Annotated in this window: 23 protein-coding genes (1 of these 23 only partly in view); 9 read left to right on the plus strand and 14 right to left on the minus strand. The window is 51.5% G+C overall.

Annotation, left to right across the window (positions count from 1 at the left end; genetic code table 11):
* The 11 genes from R6H26_RS07080 to R6H26_RS07130 all read right to left on the minus strand — a co-directional run.
* Positions 1 to 728, minus strand: partial view of a cation:proton antiporter gene (locus tag R6H26_RS07080; protein ID WP_404789523.1) — the 5' portion only. The gene continues 1,462 nt to the left of window position 1, outside the view; 728 of the gene's 2,190 nt are visible here — the first part of the coding sequence; the start codon lies at positions 726 to 728; its stop codon lies off the left edge, out of view.
* Between the two features lie 123 nt (positions 729 to 851).
* Complete coding sequence (locus tag R6H26_RS07085) at positions 852 to 1,889, minus strand: lysylphosphatidylglycerol synthase transmembrane domain-containing protein (protein ID WP_404789525.1); 1,038 nt, start codon at positions 1,887 to 1,889, stop codon at positions 852 to 854.
* Positions 1,886 to 2,890, minus strand: a complete 1,005-nt coding sequence (locus R6H26_RS07090; protein ID WP_404789527.1) for a polysaccharide deacetylase family protein — start codon at positions 2,888 to 2,890, stop codon at positions 1,886 to 1,888. The genes R6H26_RS07085 and R6H26_RS07090 overlap by 4 nt, the downstream gene beginning before the upstream one ends.
* 18 nt (positions 2,891 to 2,908) lie before the next feature.
* On the minus strand, positions 2,909 to 3,274 hold the full coding sequence (locus R6H26_RS07095) for a hypothetical protein (RefSeq protein WP_404789528.1): 366 nt from the start codon (positions 3,272 to 3,274) through the stop codon (positions 2,909 to 2,911).
* A 149-nt stretch (positions 3,275 to 3,423) separates the two neighbouring features.
* Complete coding sequence (locus tag R6H26_RS07100) at positions 3,424 to 4,212, minus strand: RNA polymerase sigma factor SigF (protein ID WP_404789530.1); 789 nt, start codon at positions 4,210 to 4,212, stop codon at positions 3,424 to 3,426.
* Between the two features lie 283 nt (positions 4,213 to 4,495).
* Positions 4,496 to 4,897, minus strand: a complete 402-nt coding sequence (locus tag R6H26_RS07105) for a DUF6335 family protein (protein WP_404789532.1) — start codon at positions 4,895 to 4,897, stop codon at positions 4,496 to 4,498.
* A gap of 240 nt (positions 4,898 to 5,137) precedes the next feature.
* Entirely contained in the window at positions 5,138 to 6,028 is an 891-nt protein-coding gene (locus tag R6H26_RS07110) for a methyltransferase domain-containing protein (protein WP_404789533.1), read from the minus strand.
* Positions 6,029 to 6,032: 4 nt separating this feature from the next.
* Positions 6,033 to 7,364 carry an NAD(P)/FAD-dependent oxidoreductase gene (locus R6H26_RS07115; RefSeq protein WP_404789535.1) on the minus strand — a complete coding sequence of 444 codons (1,332 nt, stop codon included), beginning with the start codon at positions 7,362 to 7,364 and terminating at the stop codon, positions 6,033 to 6,035.
* On the minus strand, positions 7,361 to 7,981 hold the full coding sequence (locus tag R6H26_RS07120) for an acyltransferase (protein WP_404789537.1): 621 nt from the start codon (positions 7,979 to 7,981) through the stop codon (positions 7,361 to 7,363). Before R6H26_RS07120 ends, R6H26_RS07115 begins: the two co-directional genes overlap by 4 nt.
* A gap of 32 nt (positions 7,982 to 8,013) precedes the next feature.
* Positions 8,014 to 9,519 carry a hypothetical protein gene (locus tag R6H26_RS07125; protein ID WP_404789539.1) on the minus strand — a complete coding sequence of 502 codons (1,506 nt, stop codon included), beginning with the start codon at positions 9,517 to 9,519 and terminating at the stop codon, positions 8,014 to 8,016.
* Between the two features lie 187 nt (positions 9,520 to 9,706).
* Positions 9,707 to 10,303: a COP23 domain-containing protein gene (locus tag R6H26_RS07130; RefSeq protein ID WP_404789541.1), complete on the minus strand. Its 597-nt coding sequence runs from the start codon at positions 10,301 to 10,303 to the stop codon at positions 9,707 to 9,709.
* Positions 10,304 to 10,525: 222 nt separating this feature from the next.
* On the opposite strand from R6H26_RS07130, the gene hpnJ reads away from it, so the two are divergent.
* Together hpnJ and R6H26_RS07140 are read left to right on the plus strand one after the other, a co-directional pair.
* A complete protein-coding gene (gene hpnJ, locus R6H26_RS07135) occupies positions 10,526 to 11,983 on the plus strand; it encodes a hopanoid biosynthesis associated radical SAM protein HpnJ (protein WP_404789543.1) in 1,458 nt (485 codons plus the stop codon).
* Between the two features lie 264 nt (positions 11,984 to 12,247).
* The gene (locus tag R6H26_RS07140) at positions 12,248 to 14,011 is read left to right on the plus strand and encodes a retron Ec67 family RNA-directed DNA polymerase/endonuclease (RefSeq protein WP_404789545.1); all 1,764 of its coding nucleotides are present in this window, start codon (positions 12,248 to 12,250) and stop codon (positions 14,009 to 14,011) included.
* A gap of 162 nt (positions 14,012 to 14,173) precedes the next feature.
* Here the strand turns inward: R6H26_RS07140 and R6H26_RS07145 are convergent, their stop codons facing one another.
* Both R6H26_RS07145 and R6H26_RS07150 read right to left on the minus strand, forming a co-directional pair.
* Positions 14,174 to 14,599, minus strand: coding sequence for an HNH endonuclease (locus R6H26_RS07145; RefSeq protein ID WP_404789547.1), 426 nt, complete (start codon positions 14,597 to 14,599; stop codon positions 14,174 to 14,176).
* Positions 14,592 to 14,966: a hypothetical protein gene (locus R6H26_RS07150; RefSeq protein WP_404789549.1), complete on the minus strand. Its 375-nt coding sequence runs from the start codon at positions 14,964 to 14,966 to the stop codon at positions 14,592 to 14,594. The genes R6H26_RS07145 and R6H26_RS07150 overlap by 8 nt, the downstream gene beginning before the upstream one ends.
* A 153-nt stretch (positions 14,967 to 15,119) precedes the next feature.
* On the opposite strand from R6H26_RS07150, the gene R6H26_RS07155 reads away from it, so the two are divergent.
* The 5 genes from R6H26_RS07155 (at position 15,120) to R6H26_RS07175 (ending at position 20,540) form a co-directional block, all read left to right on the plus strand.
* A complete protein-coding gene (locus tag R6H26_RS07155; RefSeq protein WP_404789551.1) occupies positions 15,120 to 15,425 on the plus strand; it encodes a helix-turn-helix domain-containing protein in 306 nt (101 codons plus the stop codon).
* 346 nt (positions 15,426 to 15,771) lie between these two features.
* A complete protein-coding gene (locus R6H26_RS07160) occupies positions 15,772 to 16,827 on the plus strand; it encodes a zinc-dependent dehydrogenase (RefSeq protein ID WP_404789553.1) in 1,056 nt (351 codons plus the stop codon).
* A gap of 201 nt (positions 16,828 to 17,028) precedes the next feature.
* Complete coding sequence (locus R6H26_RS07165) at positions 17,029 to 18,360, plus strand: hypothetical protein (protein ID WP_404789554.1); 1,332 nt, start codon at positions 17,029 to 17,031, stop codon at positions 18,358 to 18,360.
* Between the two features lie 90 nt (positions 18,361 to 18,450).
* The gene (locus R6H26_RS07170; RefSeq protein WP_404789556.1) at positions 18,451 to 19,350 is read left to right on the plus strand and encodes a hypothetical protein; all 900 of its coding nucleotides are present in this window, start codon (positions 18,451 to 18,453) and stop codon (positions 19,348 to 19,350) included.
* Positions 19,347 to 20,540, plus strand: coding sequence for an aminotransferase class V-fold PLP-dependent enzyme (locus R6H26_RS07175; RefSeq protein ID WP_404789558.1), 1,194 nt, complete (start codon positions 19,347 to 19,349; stop codon positions 20,538 to 20,540). The genes R6H26_RS07170 and R6H26_RS07175 overlap by 4 nt, the downstream gene beginning before the upstream one ends.
* Positions 20,541 to 20,627: 87 nt before the next feature.
* On the opposite strand, the gene R6H26_RS07180 is transcribed toward R6H26_RS07175, so the two are convergent.
* On the minus strand, positions 20,628 to 21,074 hold the full coding sequence (locus R6H26_RS07180) for a DUF29 domain-containing protein (RefSeq protein ID WP_404789560.1): 447 nt from the start codon (positions 21,072 to 21,074) through the stop codon (positions 20,628 to 20,630).
* 279 nt (positions 21,075 to 21,353) lie between these two features.
* On the opposite strand from R6H26_RS07180, the gene R6H26_RS07185 reads away from it, so the two are divergent.
* Both R6H26_RS07185 and R6H26_RS07190 read left to right on the plus strand, forming a co-directional pair.
* Positions 21,354 to 21,698, plus strand: coding sequence for a hypothetical protein (locus R6H26_RS07185; RefSeq protein WP_404789562.1), 345 nt, complete (start codon positions 21,354 to 21,356; stop codon positions 21,696 to 21,698).
* Positions 21,699 to 21,747: 49 nt separating this feature from the next.
* On the plus strand, positions 21,748 to 21,996 hold the full coding sequence (locus R6H26_RS07190; RefSeq protein ID WP_404789563.1) for an acetyltransferase: 249 nt from the start codon (positions 21,748 to 21,750) through the stop codon (positions 21,994 to 21,996).
* The last annotated feature ends 39 nt before the right edge of the window (positions 21,997 to 22,035 follow it).

Below are 22,035 nucleotides of genomic sequence, written 5' to 3' on the forward strand. Positions count from 1 at the left end.
GGCAGTTTGCCTTTGCGGTCGTAGTACTTGGACAGGGTTTTGAGAAACTTTTGCCCGAGGGTCACCATGACCCCGATGTAGATAATGGAATAGAGAATTGTAGGAATTGCTCCGGCCATACTGTTGGTACGGGTCACGGCGATCGCCAGGGCCAAAACGCACCAAGCTGTCACATCGTCTACGGCAGCGCAGGTGAGGGCAAGGGTGCCCAATCGACTGCGCTGAAGGTTATTTTCCGTAATAATGCGTGCCAGTACCGGAAAGGCCGTAATGGACATGGCCGCGCCTAAGAATAGGGCAAAGGCTGTAAAGCTCACATCCCCATTAGAAACCAGCGGATAGAGTAAGAGTGCCAACACGCTTCCCAAGGAAAACGGCACGAGAATGCTGACGTGGGAGATGAGGATGGCAATATCGAGATTGCCGCGCAGGTACTTGGGATTTAGTTCTAGGCCGATCAAAAACATAAAAAAGATGAGCCCCACTTGAGCCAGCACCCCCAAAGACGGCAGTGCTTCTGCGGGAAACAGCGCGGCTTTCCAAGTGGGGGCCAACCATCCCAATAGTGACGGGCCAAGCATAATGCCAGCCACGATTTCTCCGATGACTAAGGGCTGCTTAATCCGTTCGAATCCCAGGCCCATGAGCCGAGACAGCCCAATGACCACTAAGAGTTCGATGAGAATAAGAACGACGATGTGCATGTGTTCGCGCGTGCTGGGCGGCATTGATTTGATTGCGCCGCCTTACTACAGTTAACCTTAGCGCGTCATGCCTGCAGGAAGAAACTCTTGAAGGTCGAGCGTCCGAACGCTCAGGGGCTAAGTTTAAAGGGTGCTTTCCTTTCAAAGCTAAAATTGCTTACGGTTTTTTGTTGCGCCCAGCCAGTGGAGCAGCCCCAGGCGCCAACCTAAGACCATCGCGATCGCCGGAACCGTAACGTACATGACGACCCGCATGGCGATCGCGTAGCTCAAAATCGTGGCAGCGGGAATCTCATACAGTCCCAACAGAACCTGAAGGCTGGCTTCAAAGGGGCCAATGTAGCCCGGCGTCGAAGGGATGGCGATCGCCAATGCAGCCCCGCTTTGAATGAACAGCGCGCCAATAAAGCCGGGGCGGTAGGCTTCAAAGGCCAGCAAACCAGTCCAATAGGTCGCGCCATTGAGCAACCAAGCGCAAAGACTCTCCAGCAGTAGTTTGCTCAAGGGGCGGGGCTGGCTCAGCGCCGCGAGTCCGCTTAAAAAGTGCTGCAATCCGGTCTGAAGGCGAGCTTTGAGTCTAGGGTGCGCGATCGTTGCGAAGATGGGGTTTAAGCGTTGAATGGTCCGCTTCGGGTCTCTGGCTCCAACGATGCATAGGATCCAGACGCAGAGCAATCCAACGCTCAGCGACAGCACGATCGAAGCGTTCAGACTAGAAAGGGCGGGAACGGCTCGAAGGCTTAAGGGTAGAACCAAAAACATGAGGACAATGCCCAGATCCAGCATCCGCTCTGCAAAAATGCTGCCCAGTGCCAACTCAACAGGAATCCCTTCTTTGCGGTTTAAGATGCCTGTTCTGAGGAGCGGCCCGAAGTAGGCAGGCAAAATGCTGTTGGAACCGAATCCAATTAAAAGCGCCGCCAGACGCGTCTGAAACGAACTTTCAAACCCTTGATTTTCTAAAATGGTTCCCCAGCGCCGCGCCCGCGCGGCGAAGCAGAGCAGGTAGGTCGCCAAGCCCACCCCAAACCAGCCCCAGTGCGATCGCCCTAAGCTCTTCCCAACTTCTGCCCAAGAGATATCCCGCACGACCCATGCCACCAGCAATAGAGTTATTGCAGTGCCGAGCGCTAAGGCAAGCCAGCGCCTCCACTTTAGAGAAGTCTTGCCGCCAGACTCGCTCATAGGGTGGCGGCCTTTGTTGCTGCAAATTTGCGTTCTGGGTTTAAGACCGGAATGCGACGACGAGCGGTGGCGGCTGTCTGGGCGTGTTCCTGCATGGAAACGACGCGATAGTTTTGTTTCAGTAGGTCGATCGCCCGGCTGAGGGTTTCGAGTTTTGCGGGACTGGGAAGGCTCATGCCTGGGAAAAATGAGAGTTCTGGGACGTCTTCGCAGCCGAGAAAGTCGAGGGGATGGAGGAGGAGCGAGGGTTGGGTGCCTGTGAGGCGGCAAAGGGTCAAGGCCAAACGGAAGTAGAGGATGGCTAGCGCTCGCGAAAAGACGCTCAGATACAGTACGTAGCTAAAATGAATCGGAATTTTGACGATGGGCATGGTCGAAACGGGGATTTCGATGAGCTGGCACTGTTCCATGTCCCAACGGTAGGGTTTGAGGGGCTGAAACCCGTCCTTAAATCCCCCAAAGAGGGCTTTGCGCTTTTCTTTTTCGGCTTTGCTGAGCTTGGTGGTCATGAAGTAGTAGGCGCGGGCTAGGGGACCTAAAAAGGTCGGAAAGGTCGAGGCATCGTACTGATAGCCGCGTCGCGCCAATACCCGCAATACCGCAGTGGAACAGCTATAGCCAGGGCCGCGAAACCCAATGGGCTGTTGTCCGGTCACCTGTTTGAGGATCTGCTCGGCTTGGGCGATTTCGGCTTCGATTTCGGGTTCGGAGTAAAGGTGCAGCCAAGATTCGTGTTTGAAGGAGTGGTTGCCAATTTCGTGGCCCGCTGCGGCGATCGCCTGGATCGCCCGCTGGTTTTTCTCCAACGCTGCATCCTGACCTACGACAAAAAAGGTGATGGCTAAACCGCGTTCTTCCAAAAATGCTAACGCTCTGGGAACCACCACATCCAAGTAAGAGGGAAAACTTTCCCACCCCGGATCGCCGTGGATTTTCATGTAAGACCACTGATTGTCGAGGTCGAGGGATAGGCTGGCGATGGGCCGTTGATTGGGTTTCATGGATTCAAATTTTACGATTCAAGCGACATGCAAAGCAGCCGGGTTTTTCTGCATCTGGGTTAAATATGCCCGCATTTCGTGCATTTTTTTCTGGGTGCGCCAATATACGTCTTCCACCAACATATGAGAAAATTCGCCATTGCGCCCGATACTATAGAGTCCTGCAATACCTTCTGTCGCTGCGCGTTTCATCATCGAGCCAGAAGTTGGAAAGATTGCATGTTTACAGACCATCGAAGCAGCTTGAAAGGTAATTGTGCGGTAATGGATCTTACCTTTTGCGATCGAGAACATTACGGCCTCGCGATCGCCATCACGGAAAGCGTTTGGTGCAATTGCAATACTATAGGTGGTTCGGGAAACTGAACTATCAATGGGGAACACACAGCAGACCGACAAACCTGGTTAGTTTGTCGGTTTTTTCTGCAGTCCTAGGGACGATCGTTGTGGCAATGTTAGAGGTTCGCAGCGTACTCGCTAATACGAGAGCGGAGGTTAAGTAAAAGCTCCGCTCTAAAAAGTTCGCTTACTCTTTAGCCAGGATAGCCAAAGCTGGTGTTTGAAAGCACATCTGCCAACTCTTCAAGTCCTTTTTTGATGCGTCGGGTGACAGTGACGGGGCTGACGCCAATCCGGGCTGCCACCTCGTGACGGGAATGTTGATGTAAAAACACCGATTCGATCGCTTCGCGGGTCTGTTCTTCAAGCTGGTTGAGGGCGCGTTGCAGCTCCAGACGTTCCTCTTGGCAGCTTTGCAGAAAAGCGCTGTGGGAATCCATCAACGTATCGCCTAAGGTCATCGCGCTTTCAGCTTGCTGGCCCGTCTGAATCCGAGCATCTAAGCTCATCGGTGCTCGATTGATGGAGGCCAATTTGACCGAGCGCCATTCGTCTACCGTGATGTTCAGCACTGTGGCAATTTCCAGCTCGTTGGGCTGACGGCCCAGCTTTGCAACAAGCGCTTGAGACACTTTTACGCCCTTATTGTTCAATTGTTGCCAGCAACGGGGGATGCGGACTGCGCTCGAACGGTCGCGCAGGAAGTGGAGTATCTCGCCCTTGATGTAGGGCATGGCAAAGGAGCTAAAGGCGCAGCCTTTAGCGGGGTCGAAGCGCTCAGTCGCAGTAATCAGACCGATATAGCCTACCTGTTCTAGATCTTCAAACGGGACAGAACTTTGATGGGCGATGCGATGAGCGACTTTGCGCACTAAGCCCACGTTGAGATTCACCACGCGGTTGCGCAGATGGACGCAGGGTTTTTGGCGATAAGCCATTAACAGTTCTAGCGTTTCAGATTGTGCCGAGATTTTGTAAGCCACGATGAAGCCCCCCGTTGAGTTGATGAACCATTGACTTCATTATTCAGAATCTGTATATTCAGCATATCGTTCAATACAGGTAAGTTTTAATACTAAGAGGAATAGACTAAGAGGAATAGCCTCCGCCCAACTGGGCGGAGGAAAGGCCGCTGGTCTACACGGCGTTCCGTACGATCTAGGAACGAGCTACAGAGGATGAGGGTTAAGGGAGGGCTTGGCTAGAGCATGGAGGCGAGATAGAGACGGCTAATGCTTGCAAGGCTTGCTTAGAAGGGTTGCTCTATCATTCAATGTGTCTATCTTGATAATCTTCCGAAGATTTTGGCTCGAGTTCCCAACGCCGTTCGTCCCGTTGCTCTAAGATTTTGGAAGTGTGGAGGAAGTTAGAATCGTCCCTTTCCAACCCTACTGCTTTACCCAAGTCGTCTACAACATTCATGTCAGGCGTTACAACGGTTCCGCCTACAGATTCATCGCCGTCAGCATAAGCTTGCTCGTAGTTTGCATCGATATCTCCACCAGTCAGTTCTGGAGAAGCCTCGTTTCGTTCGTCTGCACGCAGTTGTTGAATGCGATCGCTCGATAGCTCCTTAACGCCCGTCCCGTACGATTCGGTGATGTGTTGCGGTAAATCTTGTAGGTCTTCTCGCTCGTCACTTGAATTTTTTGATGGCATGTTACCCATAGATGCTTCTCTTGAATTCTGCTTTTATGACTATCCAGCTTCAGATTTGTATCAGCTCGAACGTCTGAGTTTTTGCCGATCAAACCGTAAGCTAACGCTTTTATAAAAGACTGAAATCCTCAAATCTATAGATCTCTGCGCTTGCACTGCAACCCTACGTTCGAGGGAATTTGACTGAGTCGTGTCTCGATCGGATAGGGACTTCGATTCCGGCTTGTCAGCGAAACGAGAAGTAGGAAACTACTGCTTTTGTAAAAGAATCCAAAACAAATCCTCAGCAGGGTAGGGGATGAGCCAACCATCTGGAATGAGGGCGATTGCCTTCAGCAAAAGCTGACCGCCAGGTAATGGTTTGAGTTTATAGCGCAGGAGAGATTTGGCATGGGCGCTACTGATGAACTTAGCGGGGCGGCCCCGCTTAATTTCCTCGAACCCATAACGGGCGGCAAACTGAGCGAGGCTATCGGGACTAAACCAGTGCAGGACGCTGGGAGGACTGTATTCATGCCAATGGGTTCCCAGCAGTTTTGCCATTCCGCTCTTGTAGTTCCAAGATTCGATCAACCAAAATCCGCCGGACTTGGTTTGCTGGCTGGCTGCGGCAAATGCTTGCTGAATATCAAAAAAGTGGCCGACTACCTGAATCATCGCGACTAAGTCAAACGCTTCGGAGGTTTGCAGTTGCTCTAGCGTCCCCACTTCAACTGGAAGGTTTAGTGTCTCTCGAGCGTGTCGGGCCATGGTGGCGTTTGGCTCGATCCCTCGCCCCTGCCAACCGTTGTCGAAAAAACCTTGCAAAATAAACCCAGCGGCAGCACCGACATCTAGCATGGTGCCCGGTTTCGCGTAATGCTTCAGCAGATTGGCATAACGGCGACCTTGCTGGCGCAAGAGTGCTGCCTCTGCCAAATAGTCTGGATAGCCCGCGCCGCCGCTATTGAAGTAAGTATCGGCATAGACCGTCGTGACATGGTCGGGGGTTGCGTGCAGTTCGGTAAAGCGATGTCCGCATCCCTTACAATCCCGAATCCAATACCCGTGCTGTAGCATCCAGCGCTGGCTCGATTGCCCGCACAGCGGACAGAGGGGGGCTGTCGACTTGACCTCAAAATTTTGTTGCGATCGCATCATGGTGCTAAGACGGAGGCACCGTGCTAGAGAGCAACATTGCCGCAGTCTGTTCTGCAAGCTGAACGGTTTCGTTGACGTTGAGCGTGCCGTTGAGGATATGGGCTGAGTTGACGATATGAAGCCCCGCCAGGGAAGTTTGCATGGGTGGAAGATTTTGGGAGTAGTTGAGGGTGGGAACCGCTACAACATAGTTTACCCGCGAGACCTGAAAACGAAGTACGTCGCTCTGCTGAAAGTGCGGGTACATCCGTTCTAAGGCTCGAATAAATGCTGCTTCTAGTTCTTCATCCGAGCGTTCGAAGGCAGAATCAGCCGCTGGGACGTATTTGGGCAGGTAGACGAGCGATCGCCCGCCAAAGGCTTTGGGCTTAACCAACGCTGTCATCTCGATAATTCCCGTAAAGGGAACCCAATCGTCGGTAATGTTGGTGACGTAATAGGTGGAGAGGGGCTGTTTGAGCAGGGCAGAGGCGCACAAAATCCCCTGGTACTGAATCCCCTCCAGTAGCGCTTTCTCGCGCGCGGAGAGTTGCGGGCAAAGCCGAGCGGCAATGGGTGCGGCAGTTGTCAGGATAGCGCGATCGAAGGTGACCGTTTTTCCGTTTTCAAATTCAAGGCGGAATTGGCCCGATGGGGTTTGTCGAACCTGGGTGGCGCGATCGCCCAGGCAAATCGTAACGCCCGTCTCCGTCAGGACTTCGCCAAAGCGCTTGAGAATGCGGGCATATCCCCCCGGCAGGTAGCCGAACAGCTCTTTTTTTAATCCCGTCCGGCGGGCGGCGTATAGGCGCGCGATGGTAGACCAAATAAACGAGGCCGATGCAATTTTATAGTTGTCACCGAGTTTGGCCCGCAATAGAGGCAACCAGAATGTTTGGAAGGTGCGATCGCCGGACCAGCGTTTGAGCCAAGTGGTGACGGGAATGGTTTCCAGCCGTTTCCAGTTTTTTATCCGAGCGCCGTAGAGAATGGTTAGCCCCAGCCGCAGTTTGTCGATAAGCCGCAGGGGCGGGAACTGAAGGAATTCGATAGCGTTGGAGACTGAGTACAGTTTGCCACCTGCATAAACCCCCGTTTTGGTTTCGACCCACTCCATATCTCGTTCGAGGTCGAGTTCCTGGAGGAGCGATCGCAGGGTCAGGTCCGACAGGAGCGTGACGTGGTAGTGCCGATCCCAGATGATATCGTCCAACTGCCAAGCGCTGGCGAGGCCGCCCAGTTCTGTTGCTGCTTCAAAGAGCGTCACCTGCTGTCCCTGTTGGGCGAGGCGATAGGCCAGGGTCATCCCCAGCATTCCGCCCCCAACGACAGCCCAGTTCTGCGGTGTGGGATTCATGGGGGCGTTAGTTCCGTTACGACTCGATCTTTGACGCGGTATTGCAATCCGCAGGCCGAACAGGTTTGCTCTGTTTCAAAGGTAGGGGTTTCGAGAAAGCGCATCAGAAGCTGACCGCAGCGGCACACGCACCCGACGGAGCGGGCCGGATGTCCCAGGGCAAGGTGGAAGTCCGGTATCGATTTGGTGACGAGCGCGCCCATCCCTACCATGGCAAAGCGTCCGACGCTCAGATCGTTTCCGATGGTACAGCCCGCGCCAATGGTGGCTCCTTCGCGGACTAAGGTTGGCAGCGTGTGTTCGTCTGGGTCGGAAGGGCGCAGTTGTTTGAGATCTGACGTGGTGGCGCGGGGGAAGCGATCGTTGGTGAAGATGGTCCCGGCGCTAATCATGACCCCATCTTCAAGGGTGACGGCATTGCAGATATAGACAAATGCGTTGATCTTGCAGCGGTTTCCGATTGTGACGCCATAAGCCACGTAGGTTTTTTCGCCGATGATGCAGTCTTCGCCGATGCGGGTGGAGTGGCGAATGTGCGCGCTGTCCCAAATCGAGGTGCCCGCACCGATTTGGACGTCTGGTTCGATTAGGGCTGTGGGATGAATGCGGACGCTCATACGCTCGTTATTGAGATCGTTACTCAATTGTTTTAGCGATAATGTCGCAACCAATTTTGGAGCTTGAGCGCGAGGCCATCTCTAATCTTTACAAACTGTGTTTCAATCCAGGCGATCGCCCGGTCTACCCACAGCAGCAGTACCTCAAGGGGATGGCGATCGTAGCCCATAAAGACGGCATTTACTTCAATGGCAGAGGGATCTCCCGCAGGTGTCGTTTGGGAAAATCGCTCGGTCCAATCGGCGATCGTCCCTTCAACGCCTTGAGTTGAGAGCGTGGCGGCGGTCTTTTGGGGTGAAATGCGGACTTTACCCTGGGAGAGCCTGCCAGACTGCTCGGATAGTTTTGCTTCTGCCTGCCATCGCCTGCGCGAACGAGACGGATCGATCAGCCGCTCTACCATCAGCGGGCTGGGAAGCGGGGCGGGTAATGCAGGAGCCGTTGCCGCATTGGCTGGTTCTGGCAAGGCTAACGTAAAGGGCAGAAGGGCGATCGCCCCTATTATTGCCACGAGTGCCGTGCGATACCCTCGGAGCTTTTGTTGCAGGGTTTTGGGGATGGGCAGCGATGGTGTTTTGGACGTCAATGCTAAGGATGATTTCTGCGCGCCAAACGCCCGCATCACTCTAAGCCAAGACGGCTGTAGCGCTGCCTGCCATTGTCGAGGCGATCCTAACGCAGATGTCGGAAGTGATAAAGGCTGCGACCCAGGCAAAATGCCGATCTGCGCGATAGGTTGTTGTTGCACCCAGGCCATCAGGTGATAAATGGCCCGCACGGGAAAGCTGTATTGGGGACGAACTTTAATGGGTAGTGCCTGCCAAGTTTTCCAGCCCGGTATGGCACGCGGGCGACTAAACTGACGGCGAATGTAGAGTGCCTGAGCGATTTCCCAAATAATGCGTTGGTGGAGCTGTTGCTGTTGGTCTGCTGTCAGCACATCTAAGAGCTGATTCTCTGAAGTGACGAGTACCAACTGCCGATGGGCTAACGAACTCGCAATTCCGCGAATTGCAACGCTTCGAGCCACAATGTCGCTCTGTTCGGCGGATTGCAGCGAGACCGATGCGGTGACGGATAGGTCGGAAATCGCGGCAGTCGGTTGTCCTGTCCTGCGCCAGGGTTGCCAGAGCGATCGCAGTTTTTTTCGCAGAACTGCAAGGGGAGATTTCGGTTTGGGGATGGGTCGGATGGCGAGCCGAATTTCGGGAGACGGATGGTTGCCGACGGTCGGTAAAGCGATCTGCTCGATCGCGTCGAGAACGTTTTGGATGGGGCGATCGGTCGAGACGCTCTCGCCGTCACGGACCAGGAAAAGCAGCGCTTGCTTCCCGCGCGCTGCCGCCTGCTGCAACACCTGCCCGCCCCAACGTCCTGCTTGAAACAAAACATAAAAAGGATAGAGTCCCGCTTGCACGCCCCATGCCGTCGCAACCTTCAACTGCCGCCAGCGCAACTGGACGTTGTCTTTGAGTTGGCGAACCTGCGATCGCGCGGTTTTAAACAAACGACTTTGATAACCAGGGGTGGGGGACATCGGTCGCTCCTTGGGGTGATCCCCTTGCCGAACAGCACTATTCGCCATCATTGTATGATACGAAGCCAGGCTCGGACGTAATTCTCAAAAAAAAATCGCGACGCAAATTGCGCGCGCGATTGAAGCATCAGAGAGGTTTGTCGAGAGTTTTAAACAAGCTCAATTGCTGCCACAGGCTGGAAAGAAATTACCACAGACCCTTTGCAGGCGTAGTAAAAGACAGCCCTGGATTGCTCGGTGCGGCTTCGACAACTGAAGTACTGTCCGTCGGTGCCGTACTCAGAAAATCGGCGACATCTATATACTGCTCGTTTCCGACTGAATTGAGACCCGCCGTACTTTCATTGAGGGCCGGACCTGCCTGCACTCTCACATTCATGAGTCGAGTGAGGGTGTTGAGCGGATCGCTACCGGACTTGAGGGTAAACAAAACGCCGCTGCAAGGACCGCCTTTAGTGCTTGCGACGCATACGACGGGCTGGTTGTTTGCAATGCCTGTTGTCAGGTAGTTTAGCTTCCCGTCCGTATGAAATTGCTGAAACTTAGCTGAAACCACCCGACAGCGGTACTCCGGCGCGTATTCCTCCCCAAATACATTGGAAACCCATCGAATGACAGTGATGTTCCCCCGAGCGGTCTGGACTAACGTAGCCGGACTGCCTTGGCTGGTACCGCATAAAAACTTGGCATCCTTGGTCTGAGCTGCAACTGGAGAGGCGGTAGAAAGAGCGGCAGCACCAGCCAACAGCGAAGCGGAAATGAATGCAACGATTGGGGGATTCATACTAACCTCTATGGCTTTCGCGGTTTCTCAAGTGCATTCGTCAAAATCGAAGAGATTTATGACCGTATTCTATAGAGTTTCATAAAACTCATCTAAATGCTGTGATTTGGATCATTACTTTAGAAATGAGTTAACGCTAAATCGAGTTTTTGTTCTGTCTTAGCCCAAACTCCATTAAAGTTATACTTCTCCAAAAGCAGTTGGCGAGAGCAAAAACATTTTATGAAAAAAACGTTATTCCTCGGTCCCCCGTCTTTCGATGGGTTTGATGGCGGTGCGGGTTCTCGCTATCAGGCCAAACGGGAGATTACGTCGTTCTGGTATCCAACATGGCTGGCACAGCCTGCGGCATTGGTACCTGGCAGTAAGTTGGTAGACGCTCCGCCGCACGGTCAGAGCGTGGAGGATGTCTTAAAAATTGCTAAGGACTACGAGCTGGTTATCTTGCACACCAGCACCCCTTCTCTGGCCAACGATGTAAAGTTTGCTGAAGCTATCAAGGCTCAAAATCCTGATGTAAAGGTTGGTTTTATTGGGGCGCACGTTGCGGTTTTGGCAGAGCAAACCCTGCGCGAAAATCCGATTATCGACTTTGCCTGCCGTCACGAGTTTGACTACACTTGCAAAGAACTGGCTGAGGATAAGCCCTGGGATGAAATTAAGGGGCTGAGCTACCGCAACAAGTTTGGCGAAATCCGCCACACGGAGGACCGCGAACTCATCCACGACTGGGATGCAATGCCGAGTGTATTGCCGACCTACGCCCGCGATTTGGACATCAATAAATACTTTATTGGCTATCTGCTCCATCCCTATATTTCGTTCTATACGGGGCGCGGTTGTCCGGCAAAGTGCAGCTTTTGCCTGTGGCCTCAAACGATCGGCGGGCATCAGTACCGCTCCAAAAGCCCGGATGTGGTAGGGCGCGAACTGGAGGAAGCCAAGTCTTTGTTTGGCGATCGCGTCCGAGAATACATGTTCGATGACGATACGTTCACGATTGACAAGCAAAGGGCGATCGCTATCAGCAAGCATATGAAGCGACTGGGCTTGACCTGGAGCTGCAACGCCCGCGCCAATCTGGACTACGACACGCTGAAGGAGCTGCGCGATAACGGGTTGCGGCTATTGCTGGTGGGGTTTGAGTCTGGCAACCAGCAGATCCTCGACAACATCCAGAAGGGGGTGAAGATTGAGGTGGCGCGCAAGTTTATGAAGCACTGCAAGGACTTGGGCATTAAGGTGCACGGGACGTTCATTATTGGGCTACCCGTTGAAACCAAGGAAACCATTGAAGATACGGTAAAGTTTGCCCAAGAGTTAAGCCCCCACACGATTCAGGTGTCGATCGCCGCACCTTACCCTGGCACTGCACTCTATGCCCAAGCGAAAGCGAACGGCTGGTTTGCGGACGATACGCTGGTGGCGAATTCTGGCATTCAAACTTCGACGCTGCGGTATCCCGACCTATCGAGCGAGGATATTGAGAATGCGGTGGAGCAGATGTATCGCAGGTTTTATTTCCGGCCTCAGGCGATCGTGCCCATTGTGAAGGAGATGTTGGGGGATCCGCAGATGCTCCGGCGACGACTGCGGGAAGGGGGTGAGTTTTTCTCTTACCTGAAGGAGCGACGCAGTTCGCAGGATGTGGCGCATCGGAAGGCGAAGGCATTGGTGTAGGCAATTCTGAGCAGCATAGACTCTGGCGCTAGGACTAGCTTTGCCAATCCTAGCCTTCAGTATTTCCCTTTTAAATAAACCGTTAATGGTGTTAGATTGTGGGAGGACTTGTAGGCAGATTTTGTGTCATGTTTCGTGACACGTGAAACAAATGCTGGCGGCTATGCTTTCAGTGATTTCTATAGCAGTACCAAAGGTTATCCTATGGTACTATTCGCTTTCGCAAAGGAGTGCCTGCAAGTCCACCCATCATAATCAATTTGAATGTCTGTTCTGAAAAAATTGCATGATGCTCAATCCATTACAGATGTTGCTGGCATCCTTGGATTCAAAACAAAAAATCTGGCATATATTCTCTATGAGCAGCCTGAATCTCTGAAATACAAAGAGTTTGTCATTCCCAAAAAATCTGGCGGAACGCGAAGCATTGCAGCACCTCAGGGTGGTTTAAAGCTTCTGCAAAGACGTTTGGCAGATATTCTTCAAGACTGCTTAAGCGAAATAGACAATAATGTCGCCAACGATGAAAAATCAAAGTCTTTCGATCAGATTTCTCATGGGTTCAAGCGTGGGTTTTCTATTCGGACTAATGCAAAAAAACATCGAAATCGAAGATATGTATTCAACGTTGACTTAACCGATTTTTTTGGATCGATTAATTTTGGCCGTGTTCGAGGCTTCTTTATAAAAGACAAGCGATTTCACCTAAATCCCAAGGTAGCCACAATTTTTGCGCAGATTGCATGCTTCAGGAAGAATCTTCCTCAAGGCAGTCCTTGCTCTCCAGTTATCTCTAATTTGATAGGCAATATATTAGATATGCATTTGGTAAAACTGGCAGCTCAGACTGGATGCACTTATACACGGTATGCGGATGACCTTACTTTCTCCACGAATAAGCGTTGTTTCCCACGGAGTATTGCGACACAAAGTCATGATAACGATCACGTTTGGACTGCTGGGTCAGAACTCTTGCGTTTAGTAAACCATTCAGGCTTTGAAATTAATCCAAAGAAAACTCGAATGCAATATTGTTGTTCGAGACAAGAAGCTACTGGACTTGTTGTTAATAAAAAAATTAATGTAAAACGTGAGTACAGACACAATGTACGAGCAATGTTACATCATCTATTCAAAAAAGGAAAGTTCTTTTTGCCAGAGTATAAAAAAGATGAAAATGGCGATTACTTGCTAGAAATGAAGCCAGGGAGACTAAATCAACTTCATGGAAGACTGGGCTTCATTGATAGTATTGATCGATATAATATAGAAATACTTTCTGTCTCTAATGAATCGCAAATTAAGAACAAGGAAACGATATACCGAAGATTTCTTTTCTATAAAGAATTCTATGTTGCATCCATGCCTGTGCTGATCTGTGAAGGGAAGACTGACTACACATATATCGACAATGCACTACGGCAACTCGTCTCTAACTATCCTTCACTTGTATCGTTGGATGATGATGGAAAGATCACTTTTGCAATTAAACGTTTTAAGGACTATAAAAGTCACACTGCCGAGACGCTCGGTATAAAGGGTGGTGTTGGAGACCTCAAAAAATTCATACCAACATATAAAAGCGAGTTCAATCATTTTCTTACCGCACCCGGCATGAAGGAACCAGTTATTCTGCTAGTTGATAACGACAAAGCTGGGAGGGAAGTTCGTAGCGTTGTTAGCAATATGGTTAAAAAAGGCAACAAGGCAAAAACAACAATAGATAATGATGAGCCATATATCAAAGTTTGCTACAACCTCTATCTCATTCTCACTCCACCTCAGGAAGGTCAGACTGAATCCCAAATTGAGGATCTCTTCGATGCCTCAACTTTAGGGATAGAAATTGATGGTAAATCATTTAATCGTTCTGATGAGCCAGCAACAGAAACAACATATGGCAAAGCAGTGTTTGCCCGAAAGGTTGTCGAGGAAAGGGCATCTTCAATCAATTTTGAAGGTTTTGTGCCCCTTTTGGATCGAATCGCAAAAGTGATCGAAAATCATTACGCACAGAGAAAGGAATAGAAGTGGTAGGTCGGGTTGAGGCACGAAACCCGATTACAGACCAATCCACCAAAACCAAAGTGTACTAAGTCTTTTAGGTCTTGCACCAGTCTATTCATTGCCTAAGTGGGGCGATCGGATCTAAGAGAGTGCTTCGTTTAGCCCGGCTTATAGACCCAGGATTCACTCAGGCGGGTGATAGCCCATAATCGCCAGAACTCGACGCATGTTGATGACACCATCACGGTTAGTCTGGAGAAGATTGGCTGTTGCTCGACCAATTGGGGTAATGCCTATCATCTGAATCAGATCTTCGCTCCAAGTAAAATGTTTTTGCCAAATCATTTGACGCGGATGAAATAGCGAAACAACTTGATCTGTAACTGGATCGGGGGCTTCGATCTTGGTGTATTTGTAGTTGTTGCAAGTTTGGCAGGCGAGAGCCAGATTTTCTGAAATTGTTTGACCGCCACGGCTGAAGGGGTAAATGTGGTCAATCACAAGGGGATCGATTGCAAATCTTGCTTGACTTTGACAATATTCGCAGAGTCCACTGGCTCGATCGAACACAAGCTGCTTTAATGCAACAGGAATGTATTCGCTAGGCATAGCTCACAGACTGGATGCCAAGAGTTTCCATAAGGTCTAGCAAAGAAACTTGACGCAGTTGCGCGAGCTTAGCGAGGGCTTCAAGACGTTGAGCACCAATTTGTTCGATTTGGTTGCTAAGTTGAATAAGGCTCTCATATTCCTTATCATCAAGGGTTTCAGCTTCTCGTTTCTCTCGCAGAATTTGGTAGCTGGTACGGAGATCGGAGGGGATGCCCTGGTTAATTTTCAAGAGAAGTTGAGCTTCTTCCTCAGGGAGAATCGAAGTTTTGCGGCGAGCACGAAGCACCACAATTTGATGGAGCAACTGATTGAGGTCGGTTTCGCTGAGTTGATTAGCGGCCTTAATGAGTTCGTCGATGCTCATGGGTAGCTGTGGCTGATTCAAGTATTGGCCCAATTATAGCGCCGTAAAGTTGTCGAGGAGCGAAAGTCAAACTTAAGCCAGTTACCTCTGAAGCTATTGAAAACCAGACAAAACGCTATCAGCAAATGCTGCAATACCGCAAGGATAGGTAAGATGAACCAAAATGAAACGCTCCAAGTCACTCAAGGAAGCCAAAATGTATTTGATGACTTAGGCTTTGCGCCAGAGGAAGCCCTAAACCTCAAAATCCGAGCTGACCTCATGCTCAATATCAAGTGTTATATCCAGACTCAAGGATGGACTCAAAAAAAAGCAGCGTTATTTTTTGGCGAAACCCAACCTCGAATCAGCGACCTAATGAATGGCGATATTGAAAGATTTAGCATCGATAAGCTAGTCCAAATGCTTTGCCGTGCTGGAATAGAAGTTCGCCTTGAAGTCGTAACCAAAGCAGCTTGACCGTAAAATGCGATCGCCTTTCCTCTGAAGCTGGAGTGTGTCCAGTCCTTAGAGTTGACGGAGTAAATCAAGCTGACCATCCAGAACCTCCTGCCGCCCCAAACCTTTCTCATACATCACTCTTATTAAATTGGGTCGAGGCATGAAACCCAAGGCCAAACCGATTTGCTGAAGGCCGTTGGCGTCGCTCGTTATTCCCAGGTGAGGATTTGGATGCAGATGTCATTGCAGGGGTGGTGACCAGACAGCGTTGGAAAGCAGATATGTCCTTGGCCCAAGGCCAAAAAACAGTGTAGGCTGAGAGCGAATTCTCTCCCTCCGTCAACCCCACCGAGAAAAGCATCAGATGAAAGCTCAGGTCTTTCGCGGCGTCAACCAGCTCAGCTACGAAGAAGTGCCGCTCCCCCAGATCGAACCCGATGAGGTTTTAGTGCAGGTAAAAGTTGTGGGCCTGTGCCAATCGGATATTAAAAAAATCTTGTATCCGCTCTACGAGCCGCCTCGCATTTTTGGGCACGAGACAGCGGGCGTGATTGCGGCAGCGGGTGCCGACGTTAAAGGATGGAAAGCAGGTCAACGAGCGATCGTGCTGCACCATATCCCCTGCATGCACTGCAACTACTGCCTCAACGAAAACTATTCCATGTGCGACGTCTACAAAAACATCACGACTACGGCGGGCTTTACGCCCAGCGGTGGCGGGTTTGCGGAGTATGTCAAAGTGCCGGGGCATATCGTTCGCAATGGCGGTTTGATGGAGATTCCCGATGGCATCACCTTCGAGCAAGCCAGTTTTGTCGAACCCACCAACTGCTGCATGAAGGCCGTCAAAAAGGCGCAGATCCAACCCGGTCAGACGGTATTGGTGACGGGGGCGGGGCCGATCGGACTCATGTTTATCATGTTGGTCAACTATCTGGGGGCCAGGGCGATCGCCACGGATCTCCTGCCTAGTCGTATTGAAAAAGCACTGAACGTGGGTGCCGCTGCCGCCTTTGATGCCCGCGACCCAGATCTCGCGCAGAAAGTGCGGGAAACCACCAATGGCATGGGCGTTGATGCGAGCTTGCTGGCAGTTCCCAGCGATAAAGCATTTTTTCAGGCGCTCGACTGTACTCGTAAAGGCGGCAAAATTTTGTTTTTTGCGGAATTCCCCGATGAGTTGGAGATTCCCATTAACCCAAACGTCATCTATCGCCGCGAGATCGACTTGATTGGCAGCTATAGCTCCTCCTATCGATTGCAAAAGCTTTCGGCAGATATCGTATTCGGCAAACGGATCGATGTAGATGCCTTGGTGAGCGATCGCTATCCCCTGAGCGAATTAAATGCCGCTGTGGAGCAAGCCATCAAACCGGGTCCCGATACTTACAAAATTTTGATCTATCCCGAGATGGCTTAGGATGTAAGCATAGCCGTTAGCCACGGGGCTGAAATTCATTATTTTTTAACAAGATTAGAAAGCCTATCCTCTAAGACGCTTGTTGGATAGAGTTTTTAGAATTCGCTTCTCAGTCGTGCGGCTGAAACTTTGCAAGCAACTACATCGTCAAAGAAAGTACCCCCAGCAGTCTCTCTGTGCTGATTGGAGGCAACAGAACCTATGAAAACTAATCTTCTCAGGGCAACGGCGTTAATTATTGGATTGTGGTCGATCGGCCCCCTTACTGCGGCTGGAGCAAGTGTTACTTCAAAAAGTTTAGGACAATCGGAACGAGCCTCCACTATCGCTTTGGCACAAAACTTCGAGCAGTCTTCGCCAGATCGAACGCATCAAAGTGCAGAGCAGTCTCGACGTAAGTTTTATCCGATCGCTCAAGACCCACGGCAACAGCAGCGAGATGCCCAACGACAACTGATCTTAGAACGGCAGCGGCAGCAGCAAGATGCCCAGCAGCAAAATGCACTCGACCGCCAGCGGCAGCAGCAAGACGCTCTCGACCGTCAGCAACAACAACGAGATGCGCAACGACAGATTATCTTAGAGCGTCAGCACCAGCAACGAGAGGTTCAGCAGCAAAATGCTCAAGACCCACGGCAACAACAACGAGATACCCAACGACAGATTATCTTAGAGCGACAGCGGCAGCCGCGAGATGTCCGGCAGCAAAATGCTCAAGACCCACAGCAACAACGAGATACCCAACGACAGATTATCTTAGAGCGACAGCGGCAGCCGCGAGATGCCCAGCAGCAAAATGCTCTCGAGCGACAGCGCCAGCAGCAAGATGCGCAACGAAAGAGTGTCTTCGAGCGTCAGCGGCAAGACGCGCAACAGCAGAATGTCTTCGAACGCCAGCGGCAACTTTTGCAAGCGCAGCGTGAAAAGCAGATTGCTCAACGCAAAAATTGGGAAGCTCGATATACTCAACAGCTTGCTCGGCAACGGCTGGCTTGGCAGCAAGATCGAGATCGAAATCGCGATGACTGGCTGCGTCAACAGAAACGTATCGAGCGCGAACGTCGTCTAGCTCGGATTGATGCTCGTCGTCGGGCGCTCTATCGGGATTATGTAACCTACTACGATCGCAACTATTGGGGAGATATCACTTGGCGAAATCGCAATTATTGGGGCGATCGCACGTTCTGGAGCAGCCCTGGCTATTGGTACGAACGCGATTACTGGGGCCGACGCGGGTATATCTGGGACGATGTATTAGGCGGCATCCTACAAGGGCTAGTGAGCGGGTTAGTGCAAGGCGCGATAAGCTCTAACTACACCCCCTATCGACAAGCCAGCGAACTTTACGATTGGGGACCGGAGATTCTTTCTTTCAATGGTTTGACCCAAACGGTTTGCGAACCGGGCACCGTCGTAATTTTGCTGCCGAATCGTCAAGTCATGTGCGCCCTTCCAACCTACTCGTTCGCACCGGGCACCTATCGAGTCGATCGCCCCGGTCTGAACTTAATCCCAGCCGAAGTTCAATATTAGTTAACCCGTGACTTGAAATATTTCCTTGGGCCTGCATCAACATACGCGCAGAGAACGTACTAAACTGGGCGAGAATTGAGCAGCATCCCAATGGTTCAAGATCCCTCTTCTGCGCTCGATACCCCGTGGCTATCGCCAGGGACGCTGTGGCCTAAAGTGAAGCAGCAAACCCAGCTTGCCCTAGATTGCGGAGCGCTTCAGCCTATTAACACCACTTACGAATGGGTTGAAGATCGCAACCTGCGGTTTTTAGTGCGGGTTTTAGCCAACATCCAACGAAAGGAAACGGCTGCTCGAGACCGCCCTCCAAACTTTAATCCCTTCTTACCCTACGAACCAGAGCTATTTGTCGCAGATTTATCGCCCACCCATTTAGTGCTGCTCAACAAGTTCAACGTCATGGATCACCACATCCTGATCGTGACCCGCGAGTTTGCCTCCCAAGACAGCCTGCTCGGTCTGGCAGATTTTCAGGCATTGGCCATCGGACTTTCGGAAATGGACGGGTTAGGGTTTTACAACGGTGGTCGAATTGCCGGGGCAAGCCAGCAGCACAAGCACTTGCAGATCGTGCCGCTTCCCTTCGTCCCCGACGGGTCGCACTTGCCCCTAGAACCGCTGATGCTGGAGACTGCTGGAATCAATCTAAAACTGCCCTACCGCCACGCGATCGCCCCCCTCGACGCGCTCGATTTTACCCAGCCTTTAACGGTCGCCCAAACGCTTTTAGAACAATACCAAGCGCTTTTGAGCGCCCTAAACTTAATTCAGACTCCAGCCGCCACGGAACCCCTTGGTGCCTACAACTTACTCGTCACGCGTCAGTGGATGTGCGCGGTGCCGCGATCGCAGGAAAGCTTCGCGGACATTCCGGTCAACTCCCTCGGATTCACGGGAGCGTTGCTGGTCAAAAACCAAGCGCAGTTGGATCGACTTCGAGAACTGGGGCCGCTCGCAGTGCTGACGGCAGTAGGGTATGCCGCCCGATGAAATTTCCTGGCGCGAATGAATTTGCCGATTCCTGGCATCTGGACCCGACAGTTGTGTTCCTAAACCACGGTGCCTTTGGCGCCTGCCCCATTCCAGTTCTAGCGCAACAGCAGCGCTTCCGACAGCAGCTAGAGCAGGAGCCTCTGCGCTTCATCATGCGCGAATTCGAGCCGCTGTTAGAGATCGCGCGCCAAGCCCTCGCAGCGTTTGTCGGCACAGATCCTGCCGATTTAGTCTTTGTGCCTAACGCCACGACGGGCGCGAACAGCGTCCTGCGATCGCTCTCCTTTGAGCCGGGGGACGAGCTGTTGACGACCGACCACTGCTACAATGCCTGTCGTAATGCCCTTGAGTTTGTGGCTCGACGCTCTGGAGCAAAGGTCGTCGTCGCAACCGTTCCATTTCCCTTAGAAAATTCCGAGCAGATCGTAGCGTCCGTGATGCGCTGCGTCACCCCGCGCACCAAACTGGCGTTACTCGATCACATCACGAGCCAAACAGCGCTGATTTTTCCCATTAAAGCGTTGGTACGAGCTTTAGCAGCGCGAGGAATCGATACCCTCGTAGATGGCGCCCACGCGCCGGGGATGATTCCTCTCAATCTCCAAGAGATCGGCGCAGCTTACTATACGGGCAACTGCCACAAGTGGATGTGCGCGCCCAAGGGGGCCGCGTTTCTGGTCGTACAGCGCGATCGCCAGGCGCAGATCCGCCCCCTAACTATCAGCCACGGTGCGAACTCTCCCCGTACGGACTACTCTCGGTTCCAACTCGAATTTGGTTGGACGGGCACCCACGATCCGACGCCCTACCTTTGCATTCCCGCCGTCCTTCAGTTCATGGACGCGCAGTTGCCCCAGGGCGGGTGGCAGGCCGTAATGGATCGCAATCGGGCCTTAGCACTCCAGGCGCGCCAACTGTTGGCAGAAACCCTATCTCAGCCGCTCCCCTGTCCTGATGGGATGGTTGGGGCGATCGCCGCTCTCCTTTTGCCCTCGTCCTTTGGCACGCCAGAGCTGTCGCCCGCTGGAATTGACGCGCTTCAAGATTGGCTTTGGAATAACTATAAAATTGAAGTGCCCGTTATTCCGTGGGCCAGTCCGCCTCAAAAGATTTTGCGGGTTTCCGCCCAACTCTACAACCATCTCGACCAGTATCGCTATCTAGCAGCAGCCCTTCAAAGTCGGTAGAAATTTGACCTTGCCAATTGAGGACGCAGTATTCTGATGGTCATTTACTTTTGGGCGCGTTGGCGATGGATTGGCATTATTATTACCTCAAGTAGGGTTTAGATCGGCGGGAAAGTCAGGATCGAATAGTTGCTCTGATGTATAGGGGCAATTTTCGGGTAGATCTCCATAATCTAAAGGGGTTTCCTTTACTACTAAATCCAACCCAGATTCGTGAGCATGGGCGATCGTCTCTCCCAAATAGGGCTTAAGGCTGGGGTTTTCCTTCAGGAGTTGTAAAATTTCTCGCCGTTGTTCTCGAATTGTCGCTCGCCAGCTTTTACTGCGTCTTTCGGGTTGATAGTTCCATTTCAAAAGATGCCCAATCAACACACCGAGTCGGTTTCTAAGTTCCTGACGCTGCTGTTTTCCCAAAGACTCAATTTCCTCCACCAAATTGACAAGATCCAGACGCTTAAAATTACCCTCTCTGAGTAACTTTGACTGCTCTAACGTCCAGGCATAGAAATCAGTTTCATAGAGATTGGCTGGCATTGTGTCCTCCCTTCACTTGACTCTAATCTAGTCTCTCAATAACCCCATCGAACAGATAATCTGCGCCCCATCTCGTGGTTCCTCTGGGTCGTGCCAGTAAGGGCGTAGATTCTCGGACGTGTTACGCGAGCGGCACAACTCCATTTAAAGTTTGCGATAATGAACGTACGAACCTAGGCTGTCTTTGATTTCAAGATAAGCTCGGGTGCTCTTAAAGCGGTTGTGGGGTGCGAGCTGCGGATCGTAAATTCGACCTGTTTGCGGAGGCAAACGAGAGCTATGGTTAAACAAATACTTTTCCTGACATCGACCGTTTTGTTGCTCGCTCCAATTCTTTCGAGCCAAGAGGTCTCGGCTCAAAGTCGCAAAATCGAGTTTGACAAGGCTCAACCAGCGTCGGTTCGTTCTCCTAAGAAGGTTGAAAGCGGGTCTTCTATTTTAGGCGTTCATGAAATTAACTTAAATTCCATCCAGACAAAGCCGCCCTCTCCAACCCTTTCTAAGGGCATCGCGATCGAGAAACCTCGAACGGTGAGATTGCTGCCAGTCTACAAGCGAAATGGAACGGCAAGTCCCGCCGAAGAGGATGAAGGGCTTCAAGTACAGGTAACGCCCGTCGATTAAATCGATGCAATTGTAAAAATCCATGTTTTTCCTCTAGGAGGGAAAGATTATGTTTTTAAAACATCGGCTCAACCGCGATTTAGTTGAAGTTTTAAACGTGGCTGAATTATGGGATCCTTTCGTGCCAACCCTGCTGGGGCGGTACCACGCTGGAGAAGAACTTCAGGATCCAGAGCTCTTCAGTAAAGTCGATCTCATGTTTCTGTCGGACGAGCTGTTGCCGCAATGCTGGATCGACCCCCACTATCGCGATCGACAAGTTCTAGGAAATGAGTCTGGCAAGGTTCTGACTCGATAATTCAATGTTAGACTCGTCCCTAGGCTATTTTTGAGAGCG

Source organism: Altericista sp. CCNU0014 (assembly GCF_044923475.1).
Classification (GTDB): Bacteria; Cyanobacteriota; Cyanobacteriia; order Thermosynechococcales; family Thermosynechococcaceae; genus JAAURS01.